The sequence below is a fragment of the Enterovibrio qingdaonensis genome, assembly GCF_028683135.1.
Taxonomy (GTDB): Bacteria; Pseudomonadota; Gammaproteobacteria; order Enterobacterales; family Vibrionaceae; genus Enterovibrio; species Enterovibrio qingdaonensis.
Map to the genome: position 1 here is coordinate 361979 of NZ_JAJUBB010000002.1, position 13506 is coordinate 375484.

11 protein-coding genes are annotated in these 13506 nt (G+C 48.1%); all 11 read left to right on the top strand.

The annotated features are described in order from the left end of the window. Window positions 1-97 precede the first annotated feature (97 nt). Entirely contained in the window at window positions 98-2098 is a 2001-nt protein-coding gene (locus LRP49_RS04430) for a copper amine oxidase (RefSeq protein ID WP_274140499.1), read from the top strand. A 104-nt stretch (window positions 2099-2202) separates the two neighbouring features. After that, window positions 2203-3609 carry an indoleacetamide hydrolase gene (gene iaaH, locus LRP49_RS04435; RefSeq protein ID WP_274140500.1) on the top strand — a complete coding sequence of 469 codons (1407 nt, stop codon included), beginning with the start codon at window positions 2203-2205 and terminating at the stop codon, window positions 3607-3609. Window positions 3610-3640: 31 nt separating this feature from the next. Next, window positions 3641-4807, top strand: coding sequence for a substrate-binding domain-containing protein (locus tag LRP49_RS04440; protein ID WP_274140501.1), 1167 nt, complete (start codon window positions 3641-3643; stop codon window positions 4805-4807). A 17-nt stretch (window positions 4808-4824) separates the two neighbouring features. After that, window positions 4825-5676, top strand: coding sequence for a branched-chain amino acid ABC transporter permease (locus LRP49_RS04445; RefSeq protein ID WP_274140502.1), 852 nt, complete (start codon window positions 4825-4827; stop codon window positions 5674-5676). Beyond that, window positions 5654-7372: an ABC transporter permease subunit gene (locus LRP49_RS04450; RefSeq protein ID WP_274140503.1), complete on the top strand. Its 1719-nt coding sequence runs from the start codon at window positions 5654-5656 to the stop codon at window positions 7370-7372. Before LRP49_RS04445 ends, LRP49_RS04450 begins: the two co-directional genes overlap by 23 nt. Next, window positions 7372-8067, top strand: coding sequence for an ATP-binding cassette domain-containing protein (locus LRP49_RS04455; protein ID WP_274140504.1), 696 nt, complete (start codon window positions 7372-7374; stop codon window positions 8065-8067). Before LRP49_RS04450 ends, LRP49_RS04455 begins: the two co-directional genes overlap by 1 nt. Window positions 8068-8471: 404 nt before the next feature. Next, the gene (locus LRP49_RS04460; protein ID WP_274140505.1) at window positions 8472-9017 is read left to right on the top strand and encodes a hypothetical protein; all 546 of its coding nucleotides are present in this window, start codon (window positions 8472-8474) and stop codon (window positions 9015-9017) included. A gap of 5 nt (window positions 9018-9022) precedes the next feature. Further along, entirely contained in the window at window positions 9023-11923 is a 2901-nt protein-coding gene (locus tag LRP49_RS04465; RefSeq protein WP_274140506.1) for an FtsK/SpoIIIE domain-containing protein, read from the top strand. A gap of 6 nt (window positions 11924-11929) precedes the next feature. Continuing rightward, window positions 11930-12199: a hypothetical protein gene (locus LRP49_RS04470; RefSeq protein ID WP_274140507.1), complete on the top strand. Its 270-nt coding sequence runs from the start codon at window positions 11930-11932 to the stop codon at window positions 12197-12199. Next, complete coding sequence (locus LRP49_RS04475; protein WP_274140508.1) at window positions 12189-12485, top strand: hypothetical protein; 297 nt, start codon at window positions 12189-12191, stop codon at window positions 12483-12485. The genes LRP49_RS04470 and LRP49_RS04475 overlap by 11 nt, the downstream gene beginning before the upstream one ends. Next, window positions 12482-13501: a hypothetical protein gene (locus LRP49_RS04480; protein WP_274140509.1), complete on the top strand. Its 1020-nt coding sequence runs from the start codon at window positions 12482-12484 to the stop codon at window positions 13499-13501. The genes LRP49_RS04475 and LRP49_RS04480 overlap by 4 nt, the downstream gene beginning before the upstream one ends. Window positions 13502-13506: the final 5 nt, after the last annotated feature.

Below are 13506 nucleotides of genomic sequence, written 5' to 3' on the forward strand. Positions count from 1 at the left end.
CCTCCAATGGGTTTGACGTCCAATGCCAAGAACAGAAACCCTTCAATGGGTAAGGTAAAGGGAAGTAAAAAATGAAAAGGATGAAAGGAGATAAGTGATGGCACTTAAAAGGACTATTTTTCTACCTCTTGCCTTGTTGGCATTGCTATCAACAGCCTTGAGTGCGCATCCGCTGGATGGCTTAACGGCGGAAGAATATAAAACGATACAAGGTACTCTGCGTGACGCTGAATTGGTGGATGAGAATACGCTTTTTCCTTTGATCGATTTAAAAGAGCCGCCCAAAAAGGCCGTGCTGGCATGGAAAGAAGGCCAACCATTGGATAGGCGAGCAACGGTTGTAATGACGGGGCCAGACGGTTTTTACGAAGCTGTCGTGAACATTACCCAACAGAAGGTGGAGTCCAATGCGTTAATCAAAGGCAGTGGGCAGCCTATGATCTTGTTTGAGGAGTTTATCGGTGCGTTGACTGGTGCAACCTCTCATCCGGACATGGAAAAAAGCTTAGCCAAACGCGGTTTAAAACCTGATGACATATTTTGCCTTCCTCTAACCGCAGGCAATTTCTTCACCGAGGCATTTGAAAACTCACGCCTGATGAAAGTGCCGTGTTATGTCCTTCCTACAGGCTCAAACTACTATGCAAAACCCATAGAAGGCCTGTTTGCGACTTATGATATTGGTAAAAAAGAAGTCGTAGAAATCATTGATACTGGTGCCGTTCCGCTTCCAACCGATGACTGGGGATATACAGAGGAAGAAGTGGCCAAACGCGTGCCATTGAGACCGAAAACGAATCCGGCGGTGGTGACGCAGATTGGTGAGCCGAATTACACCATTGAGGGTAGTCACCTTGAATGGGATATCTGGCGTTTGAATTTCCGTACCGAGAAACGCGCGGGTCTCGTGGTGTCGAATATCGACGTGAACGACCAAGGCACATGGCGTCCGATTATCTATCAAGCACATTTGTCAGAAGTCTTCGTTCCCTATATGGATCCGACCGAAGGCTGGTACTGGCGCACCTACATGGACAGCGGTGAGTACGGCTTTGGTCTTTTCATGACGCCACTTGAGGCAGGTATTGATTGCCCGGTTTACGCGACGTTTTTACCTGCAATGATTGCAGATGACCAAGGCAATCCACTTGAAATTCCCAACGCAATTTGTATTTTCGAGCGCAATATTGGCGACCCAGCATGGCGTCATTACGAAGTCTTTGAGCAAGGGCCTGACAAGTTTGTCCCCGCAGAAGGGCGTCCTGAAACAGAATTGGTTATCCGTACCGCGTCTGAAGTGGGTAACTATGATTACCTGATTGACTATCGCCTTAAGCAAGACGGCCAACTCTATGTCAAAGTAGGGGCATCAGGCCTCGATGCGGTGAAAGGCGTGGCGTCGGTGAACACCGACAGCGAAAGCTACAAGGAAGATACCCGTTATGGCACCTTGATCGCGCCGAATTTGGTAGCGGCGAATCATGACCACTATTTCAATTTCCGGATTGATTTTGATATCGACCAACCCGTGAATCATGCGGCGACCATGGACATCGTTCCTGCTACCGTTGACCCTTCTGTCCCACGCCGCTCAATGTGGGAAGTGAAACACACCATGCTCGATTCTGAACTGGATGCGAGATACAAAACATCGACCGCCAAACCGAGGTATTTGCACATCAGCAACGCGCAGCGTGACGGGTATTTGGGGCATCATCCCGGCTACATGTTACATCATGGCTCAGTGGCGTATGGTCCGTTCGACTTTGAAAACGACCCGCCGATGAAGCGTAATGCTTACATTCAATATGCGGTTTGGAACACAGTCTACGATCCAGAACAACGTTATGCAGGCGGAAAATATGCCGTGCAAAATGATGGCTCTGACACGCTGGCTGAGTGGGTGAAAGTAGATCGCTCTCTGATGAATGCAGATATCGTCACTTGGTTTACGGCGGGCTTTCACCACATCCCGAGAATGGAAGATTGGCCTGTGATGTCGACGGAGTGGAAGACGGTTCACATCATGCCGCACAACTTCTTTGCTCATAATCCAGCACTGACAATCCGGAATACGGAAACGCCTGCTGAGAAGTAATTCTGTTCTCATTCCCACCGCTATCCTCATTGTTGAGGATGGCGGTTTTTTCTTGCTCGTCTCATGCTGAAAAGGAAAGGAAGAACAATTCTCAGGAGCAAGAGATGACGGAAAGGAAAGATGTACCGTTTACGTTAGAAGCACTGCAGTCAGCATTTAAATCGGGCGAATTAACCTGCGAATCTTATATCGACGCCGTTATCGAACGTGCGGAAAGCCTGACACACCTTAATGCCTTTATCACGGTTGATTGGGAATTGCTACGCAAGCCAGCGAGAGACGTTGATCAGCGTGGTAACGCCGGTGATGGGCTCAATGGCATTCCGCTTTGCTTCAAAGACAATATCCCTACGGGTGTATTGCCTGCATCGGCCGCGACAAAAGCGTTAGCGGGGAATGTCGGTGGAGCTTCCCTTGTTGCTGAGCGACTGTTAAACAATGGTGCGCTGGTCGGGGGGATGGGCAATATGCACGAACTGGCATTTGGTATCACGACCAACAATGCCTATAGCGGCGCAGCGAAAAATCCGTGGAATACAACGCGGATCCCCGGTGGTTCCAGTGGCGGCGTCGCTGTGGCGATTGCTGCGGGCATTATGCCAGCAGGTATAGGGACAGACACTGGAGGGTCCGTGAGACTGCCTTCTGCACTGTGTGGCATTGTTGGGTTCAGACCTTCCATAAACCGCTATCCTTCAGAAGGTTTGGTTCCCGTTAGTCATACCCGTGATACCACAGGCCCGATGGCGAATACTGTTAAAGATTGCCGCATTTTGGATGCCGTCATGGCGGGCAAAGAGGAGGCCGCAATCAATGAGGTCGCCAGCCTTTCTTCAATCAAGCTGGGTGTTCCCCGTGGCTATTTCTTTGAGAATCTAGACCCTGAAGTCGCCAGATTGACTGAAGAAGCGTTGCAGAAACTCTCAGATGCGGGCGTGACCTTGGTCGAGGCAGATATTCCCAATGTTGGCGAGCTTAATGAAGCGTGCAGTTTCCCGATTGCGCTTTATGAATTTATGCAGGATTTACCGGCTTTTCTCGCCACTTATGTGCCACATATCAGTATTCAGGATGTCGCCGATAATGCCTTAAGCCCTGACGTTAGCGGATTGATGGCGTCACTTCTGACGGATGGTGCGATGCCTGAGTCTGTTTATCGGGAGGCCATCGACGTGGTTCGCCCGAAACTGCAACGAGCCTACGCGGATTACTTTTCAAATCAGGGTGTGGATGCCGTTATTTTTCCAACTACTGTGTTGCCTGCCGCGCCCATTGGTGATGACGAAACGGTCGACCTTAATGGCGAACGCTTACCTACCTTTCCAACCTTCATTCACAACACGGATCCGGGCAGCAATGCAGGGATTCCGGGTATCAGTCTCCCCATTGGCCTAACCCGAGATGGCCTGCCTGTCGGCATTGAGATAGATGGACCTTTCAATAGCGATGAGCGGTTGTTAGCGATCGCCGACGCCTTGGAGTCGGTCTTCAACTTTACGCAACGCCCCTGAACCACCCTTCATAGATGTAAGGAACACAACAATGAAAAGACGCGAATTTTTAACGTCGTCGATGAGTGCTGCGCTGCTTGCAGCACTGGCTCCGACATTCGTTTCATCTCCCGCTTTGGCTGCGGACACGATAAAGCTGGGTGTGATGATCCCCATGTCCGGCCCTGCAGGTTTGTTTGGCCCTTCCAGCAAAAATTGCACAGAAATGGCGGTTGAGGAAATAAACAAATCCGGCGGTATTTTGGGCAAGCAAATCGAGGTGTTTTATGCCGATGCGGGTGGCTCTCCGTCAGATGCACTTAAGAATGCCGTGCGCCTCTTTAAAGGCGAGAAAGTGGATGCGTTTATTGGCATGCATGACAGTGCTGTACGCGGTGCACTCACCAATTTGTTTAAAGGCAAGGTGCCTTATATCTATACGCCGATTTATGAAGGTGGCGAGTGCGCAGAGGGAACTTATGTACTCGGTGAGACCCCTGCGCAGCAATTGGCACCGGTCATTCCTTGGTTAGCAAAAAACAACAATGCCAGCAAATGGTATTTGATTGGCAATGACTACAACTGGCCACGCGATTCGAATGCAGCGGCAAAAGACTACATCACGGCATCAGGGGGTGAAGTGGTGGGTGAGGAGTATCTGCCGTTTTCGGCGGATAATTTCGATTCCAGCTTGGCAAAAATCAAAGCCAGTGGTGCCGATGCTGTGCTGATCACTTTAGTGGGTGGGGCTTCTGTTAGTTTTAACCGCGCTTTTGCAAACTTCGGTTTGGACAAACAGGCACTGCGGTTGGGCACCTTAATTGAAGAAAATACCTTAGCGGGTATCGGGGCAGAAAATTCATCAAGGCTTTATTCTTCATCAGGTTACTTCCAGAATATTAATTCCCCACAAGCTAACTCTTTCTCGAAACGCTACTACGACAAGTTTGGCAGTGACGCGCCTGCACTTAATGCATTGGGCGAGTCATGCTATGACGGTGTCTATCTCTTTAATGCTTTGGCAAACAAAGCAAAAGGCGTCTCGGCAGAAAAGATTGCGAACGCGTCAGAAGGCGCATCATTGTCTTCTCCTCGCGGAGAGATGACCTTAACGCAAGGACATGTTGATAAAGATATCTACCTTGCCGAAGCGGTGGATGGTGCATTCCGTGTTGTAGAAACCTTTGAAAACGTGCCTAGCGGCAGTACTTGCGGTTAAAGGAGTGAGTGACGCACATGGATGTGTTGACCCTTTACGTTTTGAACGTCATTTACAGCCTTTCAGTGCTCGCCCTCGTTGCAACGGGGCTTGCTGCTGTGTTCGGGTTGTTGGGCGTTATGAACATGGCGCACGGCGAATTTGTCATGTTGGGTGCTTATAGCGCGCTACTCGCAAGCCAATGGTCATTACCTTGGCCTGGGGGGCTTTTTCTGGCTGTCGTTATCTGTGCATTTGTCGGCGCGTTAATGGAGAAAGGGCTGATTAAGCACCTTTATCAGCGTCCATTTGACACCCTGTTAGCAACATGGGGTGTCGCGATGCTCATTCGAAAAGGCATTGAGGCGCTGTTCGGCAGAGAATACCAAAATGTTCCTCAATATCTGCCCGGAACCCTTGACCTTGTGGGTGTTGATTACCCCCTCTATCGACTGGTTTTAGTGGTGTTGATAGCCACTTTGATGGTCGGTCTCTATCTGTGGTTTCGAAAAAGCCCGGCCAGCCTGAAAATCCGCGCCATGGTAGACAACCCTGCACTTGCGCGGGCTGTCGGTATCAATACGGAACGCGTTGCCTTTTGTACGTTTGTTTTTGGTGTAAGTACCGCAGGGCTTGCAGGTGCATTGATTGCACCTCTGGTGAGGGTTGACCCCTACATGGGGCTTGATTACTTACTCTCATCATTTTTTGCCCTTGTGATTGGCGGTCTCGGCAGTGTGGAAGGCGTGATTTTGGGAAGCAGCATGATTGGCGGGGTAGATCAGTCACTCTCCAACCTGTTCGACAAGGTCGTCGGCTACACAGGCGTGCTTCTGCTGTCGATTTTCTTTTTATGGTGGAAACCCAATGGCATCATTTCACAACGTTAATCTGTACGCGCTGGCGTTTATTTTCGCACTCCCACTGTTTATCGATAGCTATACCGCTTATGAGGTTGGGCTTTATTTGATTTTTGGATTGGCAGCATTGAGCGTGGCGTCTTGCTGGGGACAGGCGGGCTTCTTGCCGCTTGGACAGGCCGTGTTTTTTGGATTGGGTGCGTACCTTTATGGCTATGTGAACATTGAGCAGTCATCGGTGCTTTCTGTTTCGGCAGGATTGTTTTTGGCACTTCTGGTGCCTGCACTGTTTGCCTATGCCTTGGGAAAAATAGTGTTTTCACGTACCTCAAGTTCTGGACCCTATTTTTCTTTGATCACGTTGGCCATTGCCATGTTGGCAACGCAATTGGCATTGGTCTTTGATGGGGTAACGGGCGGGTTTAACGGCTTAAATGGTATTTACGACATTCCAGGGACAGACCGTTACGAAACTCTGTACTGGGTGATAGTGCTTGCTGTAGCCGTTGTGCTGTTGTTTCTTCAGTACCTCGAAAATACACCGTTTGGCCTTTTGCTCAATGGCATCCGTGACAACGAACAGCGGGTAGACTTGCTGGGGTACAAAAGCGACCAGCTGAAAAGTGTCATCTTTGCTGTTAGTGCAGCAGTATCTGGTCTCGCTGGGGCGTTATACAGTGTCCATCAGGGAATCGTTACGCCGCAGGCTCTCGGCTTTTTTCTCTCGGCAGAGTTCGTTATATGGGCTGCAGTCGGAGGACGCTTTACCTTAATTGGGCCTATCGCAGGCGCCTTGGCGATGGGAATGGTATCCAGTGAGCTGAAAGAAACCTTTCCTTATTGGGAGGTGATTGTCGCGACCATTTTCATCCTTGTGGTGCTTTTTTTACCCAAGGGCTTGCTAGGTTGGTTGCCCGCTACGAAAACGCGGATTGAGGATGATAAGTTAGAAGTAACGGATTCTTGCCCGTCCGAGAAGCGGGTAACGCTTGCCATCAACGATGTCTCTGTATCCGTTGGTGCAGTCAATATACTTTCGTCATTGGATATGCATTTAGGTGGGAAAGGCATTCAATGCTTGATTGGCCCGAATGGCGCAGGAAAAACCTCAGCTTTTAACACCATGACAGGTGTGCTTCCGCTTTCATCAGGAAATCTCGTGTGGAATGGCGAGCGTTTCCGTCCCCGCCAACCCTATGACGCTGCACGTCAGGGGATTGGTCGGAAATTACAAATTCCCTGTGTATTCCCCTCGTTGAGTGTTGAAGAAAATATTCATTTAGCCATATGGGCAAGCCATTCTAATCAGGCGTTTTTGTTCCAGAGGGCGAAATACGGCATTCGCTCTACATCATTAAATGCGTTTTATACGACGATGCCGTTTCTTAAACAGGGCAAAGTACTGGCAGGTTCGCTATCAGTTGGGCAGCGACAGATGTTGGATTTAGCAATGACTTGCCTCGCTGATCCTGACTTGTTATTGCTGGATGAGCCGTGCGCCGGACTTTCCCCGATCGAAACCAACACGCTTATTCAAATCATAAAAAACTATATCGACAGGGAACAAAAGGCCTGCGTGATTATCGAGCATGACATGCAAGTCGTGGAAAAATTGGCTGACGAAGTATTGGTCATGCATCAAGGCTCTATGCTTTGTTCCGGCAGTTTTGAATTTGTTCGTGAGAATGAAGACGTCCGGAGAGTTTATGCGGGAGGAACGAAGTAATGACAGTGAAAGTCCTCGATGTAAAAGACCTTTCTGGTGGGTATGGTGATATTTCAGTCGTCAGGGATATTAGTTTGTCTGTGGGCAAAGGCGAGGTCATGTGTCTTGCTGGTCGCAATGGAGTGGGGAAGACCACCTTGATGAAGCTACTGTCCGGCGCATTACCACTTACTAAGGGACAAATAGCCCTCAATGGTGCAGATATATCGACGTTCAATGCTTTTGAGCGTCAGCAAAAGAGAATCAGTCACGGATTGCAGGAGCAGTCCGTGTTTGGTGGATTGACTGTGCGCGATAACCTTTCACTGACGGGTAAGTTGGGGGACAACGCGCTCACTCATCTCCTGATTGAAACCTTTCCGATCATCAAGAAGCGCTATGACGTACAGGCGGGCAAGCTCTCAGGCGGTGAAAGGAAGTTGGTGTCTTTTTGTCGTGCGATATCGGAAGACGGATTGATAACCTTGCTTGATGAGCCCACTGAAGGTGTGCAACCTGAAAACATTGAGCGAATGGGTAATGTGATCCTCGAACAAGCCCAGCGAGGGCGAAGCTTCATTGTGGCTGAGCAAAACCTCACATTGATAGAACAAATAGCCGATACGTGCGGCGTGATGGATCATGGGGCGTTGGTATCGCTTTATCAGGCTTCTTCTTCTCTCAGGGAAAGTGTGCTGCAAGAGCTACTTCTTTAGAAGGGGAGTTCGAATGGTGGAAGTTAAAAAAGATAAAGGTTATTTCCGCTATACAAAGAGTCACCATTTAGAGATGAGTTCGATATCCGGTTACACCTTTCAGAAAGCACTACGCAATAAGTCATACCACCATAATAAAAAGCTGTGAATGGGAGTTCGCGGCTTTTTTTGGATTAAAGAATAGCCTCATCTAATTGCCACAAGAAAGTGTCTCATTATGAGATTAATTAAGGGTTATTAAGTCGAAAAATTCTATTTTAGGTTAGGCAATTTTGAACATGATCACAGTGAGTTTTCTAGGGGGATTTATTTATTGAGGATAAATGACAAGTATATTAAATTCTGCAACGCTCAAAAAATTATATAACCTCCGTCAAGATAATTGAGTTGCAAGGAACACTATTTTGAATCAAGACCACACTGTCGAACAGGCCAACGCTCAACTCGACGCTTTGGTAGAGTCAGTTCTATCTCTAAACGCAGACCTTTCAAATGTTGAAGAAATGAGCAAAGGCGTTACTCAGCATAAAAAATCACTACAAAATTGTAAGAGTGATGCTGACGCCATCTGCAAAGCAGTCATTAATAATACGATGCCGCTAGCAACTCAAAACAGCATGTTGGGTGTGGAAAGCTTGCTACGAAACAGCGACTCCTTAGCGTTGGGAGAACTACAAGAACAATACGAATTAGAAAGAAATAAATTTATTCAGTGTGCGGAAAATCTAAAAGATAAACATCGTGCTGCGTTGGAATCGAAAAAGCGAGTAAACGAGACCAGAGACGCGATTCGTCGAAAAACCAAAGAACTGGAAGATGCTGCTGAACAAAAAGAGAACGAACGGATTAAATTAGCAGCACAACGTAAGAAAGCATTTAGAAATAAAATGTTCTTTACACTGTTGTTTATTTCAGCAGTGGCGGCATTTATTGGTTGGCAAATGAGATAATGCAAATGATTGATCAAAAATATGTAGAACAAGAGCTAGCAAAATGCTCGCCATTTGACCAAACCTACGTCACTTTGGAAGAAAGAGAAAAACAGCAAGTCATTGCTGAAAATGCGTATGAAGAAGAACGTGTACGTTGTGAACGTGCTTACGCGAACTTGGTTGATAGTGTCGATGAATGTTCGAAAATGCTCCCGACGCTTCTTCAGCCATATCGTGATGATGCTGAGCTTAAGAAAACCAAGCTGAGCGAAGAAATACGCCATGCATTGTCAAACCTTCATGTCGCGCTGCGCCATAACCTAAACATGGTTGATTGGCGTGATTACAACTTTGAAGAACAGTTGATTCCTGACCAAATCACGACAGGTTTCCAAGTGATGACGCTGCCTGATGGTCAAGAGTCGCGCATGCCGACGTTTATGCCATTTATGTCGTCTTCTAACTGCTTTATTATCAAGCAAATAGAAGGTGTTGACCCAATGTGTGAGGTGCACAACGTAGTTCTGAGACTGAACGCCCACCTCCCATATACCAGTCAGTATTGTTTGCTTGACCCTGCAAATAGCGGTCGCTCTTTCCTCTATCAGAAAAATATTCCTCACAAGCGTATGATCGAGAAAGACATCTCTCGTGTGCTTGAAGAGATTGAAGATGATTCACTGCGTATTCGTCAAACCTATCTGGATCAGTCGACAAAACGCCTGCAAGACGTCGACGAAAACATTCGCAGTAACGAACGTTTTGAGTTTATCTTCGCGGCTAACTTCCCAAGCGGCTATGACCGACGCGCAATTGAGCTGTTAGCATCAATCGCGAATAACGCGACAGATACCGGCAAGTACGTATTCCTGCATTTGGATACTGAACAAAATTATCCGAATGGTACCTCGCTGGACATGTTCAAATCGAAAGTGAACTTTGTGTCCAGACGCAATACTGAGGCGTTTGAAAAAGGACTTTTCTGTCCGGCGACGCTTTCAGATGAGACGATCGAGGCTTTCTTCGAGAGTTTATCTAACGCTAAACCACAAGAGCGCAAGCTAGCGTTCAACGATGTTGTTGATACCCAAAACCTGTGGCTTGGTGACGCGTCGAGAGAACTTCGTTCATCGATTGGCGGTTCGGGCTCTAAACGCAATGATCTGGAAATCTGGTTCGGTGAGAGCAAGGACGGACGTAACTCGGCGCACGGTATGTTGGGCGCAACAACGGGTGCGGGTAAGTCTTACTTGTACCATGCATTTATCATGGGCTTGGCATGCAGTTACTCGCCGGAAGAACTTCAGTTCTATCTGATCGACGGCAAGCAGGGTGTTGAATTCCAATCGTACCCGAAACTGCCTCACGCCAAAGTGGTGTCTTTGAAAACCTCGCCACAGCTTGCACGAAGTGTTGTCGCTGAGCTGGTGGAAGAAATGGAACGTCGCAATGAAATGTTCCAATCTTTGGGTGTAACTAACTTCACTGGCTATCGTGATGCAGGCTCACCAAACGGTAAGTTGCCTCGTATCATGCTTATCGTGGATGAGTATCAGGTCCTGTTTGAAGACGATCGCGATGGCGTTGGCTCAGAACTGATGTACAAATTAGCCGCTCAGGCGCGAAGTGCCGGTATTCACATGTTTGTGGGTTCTCAGCGCTTTGGTGTGCCTGGCATGCAAAAGCAACAGCACATCTTCGGTAACATCCACCTACGTGTGGGTATGAAAATGACAGCGGCAGACGTTACTGCACTTCAAGAATTTGGCCACAACGGCAAACGTCTTCTTCGTGCATGTAAAGAGCCGGGTCAGGCTGTGGTGAATGACGGTGCTGGTGATGATGAACGTAACGTAGCGGGTCGCGTCGCCTTCCTAGATAACGATACTCGAGTAGGGTTAATTGATTACCTGTCAGAGCAATGGCAAGAAGCTGCATCCTTGTCTGCACCAAAACGCGCTATCTTGCTTGATGGCTCGGGCCAGCCTGAAATTATGGCTAACCCTCAGCTCAACGCGCTAATCGGAAAAACAGCACGTCCAAGCCAATCTGAATGGCTGGAATTCGCGTCTAGAGAAGCGTATCAGCAAGGCTTGGGCGAGAAAGAGTGGTACCCAATCGAGTCGCCATCGGTATTTTGGTTGGGTCAGGAACTCAACATTCACGGCCATGCGCGCACTATTTTGCGTCGTCGACCGCATGAGCATTTGCTGATTGTGGGTGATAGTAACGAAGCCCGTTTGGGTATGTTGGGCTATTTTGTCGCGCAGCTTCCACTTAACTTCCGCAATGAAAATATGCACGCCGTGGTGTACGACCGCAGCGTGAAAGGTTCACCTTGGCATGGGGTGATGGCGGCGAGTGCAATGCCAAACTCGAATGTAGAAATCATCGAAAAAGGCAGTGAGTTTGATGAAGCACTTGAACAGCTTGTTGTTGAACTTGAGCGACGTCGTCAATTGGATGAAGACGATGTCGCAGAGCAGCCTTCGCTCTTTGTTGTGCTAAATGAAGTCCAACGTGCAACAGAGCTTCAAATGCAAGCAGGCCGATTTGGTGTCAGTGAGCCAGCGGCTGCGACAGCAAAACTCATCACACTTCTAGAAAGTGGGTCTGAATTGGGCATCCACGTGATTGTGGCAGCAGACAGCATGCGTGCATTGCAGAAAGTCTTTGGTCGTAACGACATTGAAAGCTTCCGCCATAAAGTGGCGTTGCAGATGTCGGAAGATGACAGCTTTGCCTTGCTGAAAATGCGCCATGCTGCACAGCTGCAACTGGAAGGTAAAGAGCCAATTAACGCGCTGTATATCGACCAGATGCAAAGCCGTCCGCTGCACTTCAAACCATACTGCTACCGCGACATGGATAAGTATCAGGCAGATATTGCTGTCCTGAGCGAACGCTATGCAATGTGGGGTTAATTCACAATGTCTTTAGATGATGTTGAAGTGCAGATGAAGCACTACATCGACAGTTTGGAAGAATTCAGAGAAGCACTGTTTAAGCGACAGCTTCAATGGTTCGAACTTGTCGAAAAACAGCTCGATCTAATGACTCCTGAAAAACGGCGCGAAATCGCGCCGTATATTAGTGAGTTCAACGAAGATTTAGCGCAACTCAACACCTTGGTTCCAAATATCTCTGAACCGCTTAATCACCGTTTGGTGTTATTAAGGAGATACCTCAATGACGACTAAACATGTTGGTGATAAGCAGCTAATGGACGAAATGTTGGCTGAGTTAAATGTGTTGGAAAAAACACTTCAGGACAGCTTTGTTGATGTGCAGAGCCGCTGGAATACGCTAAGAGAGTGTTATTTAGGCTACGGTGCAGATGAAGCGGAAGCACAATACTTGCAGCTTACTGCCTGGAAAAGCACGCTTGAAGATAGCATTGATTTGTTACGAAACTCGCACCTGCGTGACGATGAACAAGCTTCCTCTTCAGCCGATAAGCAAGCAGCAGAAGAGGTAAACGTATGATCCCCGTTTTGCTGATTAGTCAGTTCCAAGAGCTTAACTATCACACCGAGCAGTGCCTTTACTTTTTCCAGCAGTACATCGATGGCATCCATCACCTGCATTATGTTGCGGCAGAACACACAGAACGTGCAGCCGTTGACTTAAGTGCCAACGAAGAACGCCTTCGTGAACGCGAAAAGCTAAGCCGCCAGTTGCGTGAAACGTTACTGAAAACACAACGCGCCAATCAGGTGAAGTGTGAAAACGGTGAAAACCGTCTGAGTTACTCGCATGACTTGGAAGGTACTGCTGCTGACAAACTCGAAAAATGGGAAGACCAGAAGCAAAAGGCACTTGCTTGGCAGGACTCAGCGCAAAGACAGTTTGATGCAGCGTTGATTGCGTTGGAGCGAGCAGAAAGTGCATTGAGGTCGGCTGAAGCTGAGCTTTCATCGGCAAATGCAGCCCTCGCAGCTAAACGCGCACAGCGAAGAACTGTTACGTATACCGACAGTAAAGGCAACACGCAAACCTATGAGGAAATTCCTGACACCACGCTGGAAGAAGCTCGTGTTGCACGCGCTGAGAGAGACGTTCGACATTGTATCGCGATTGTTGGTCAGGCGCGGCAGGCCGTTGCTGTTGCTCGTGAGAATTTACAGAATGCGATTGCGCAAGTTGCAGGTTGTAATAATGCAGTAAGCAATGCAAAGGAAGCCGTCGAGTTAACGTATCAGCAAAGTGATCGTGCGCAAGGTGCGCTTAATCGATTCAACGAAGAGCGTGATGCACTAAGTACCATGTCTGAAATCCTCGATGAAATGGATAAAACGCTAGAAGAATGGTCACTCCTTGTGGATTCGTTGTCGCAATCACTTTCTACGCTTAATCACTGCAACGACGCAGAGAGAGACCATATCCGTCGAATCGATTTCCAGCGCGATGACGTGGAATCCCACGGTTATCTGCTTCGTGGAAGCCTAGAGCGTAAAACAGAACTGCTGCAGGCCTTTGACATGCCATTGGCGCAGAAGTAAGGAAG

What these genes read in the sequence shown, in the direction of transcription:
- LRP49_RS04470 (WP_274140507.1), top strand. Translation starts at nt 11,930, where the DNA reads ATGTCTTTAGATGATGTTGAAGTGCAGATGAAGCACTACATCGACAGT.
- LRP49_RS04475 (WP_274140508.1), top strand. Translation starts at nt 12,189, where the DNA reads ATGACGACTAAACATGTTGGTGATAAGCAGCTAATGGACGAAATGTTG.
- LRP49_RS04440 (WP_274140501.1), top strand. Translation starts at nt 3,641, where the DNA reads ATGAAAAGACGCGAATTTTTAACGTCGTCGATGAGTGCTGCGCTGCTT.
- LRP49_RS04450 (WP_274140503.1), top strand. Translation starts at nt 5,654, where the DNA reads ATGGCATCATTTCACAACGTTAATCTGTACGCGCTGGCGTTTATTTTC.
- LRP49_RS04480 (WP_274140509.1), top strand. Translation starts at nt 12,482, where the DNA reads ATGATCCCCGTTTTGCTGATTAGTCAGTTCCAAGAGCTTAACTATCAC.
- LRP49_RS04465 (WP_274140506.1), top strand. Translation starts at nt 9,023, where the DNA reads ATGATTGATCAAAAATATGTAGAACAAGAGCTAGCAAAATGCTCGCCA.
- iaaH (WP_274140500.1), top strand. Translation starts at nt 2,203, where the DNA reads ATGACGGAAAGGAAAGATGTACCGTTTACGTTAGAAGCACTGCAGTCA.
- LRP49_RS04455 (WP_274140504.1), top strand. Translation starts at nt 7,372, where the DNA reads ATGACAGTGAAAGTCCTCGATGTAAAAGACCTTTCTGGTGGGTATGGT.
- LRP49_RS04445 (WP_274140502.1), top strand. Translation starts at nt 4,825, where the DNA reads ATGGATGTGTTGACCCTTTACGTTTTGAACGTCATTTACAGCCTTTCA.
- LRP49_RS04430 (WP_274140499.1), top strand. Translation starts at nt 98, where the DNA reads ATGGCACTTAAAAGGACTATTTTTCTACCTCTTGCCTTGTTGGCATTG.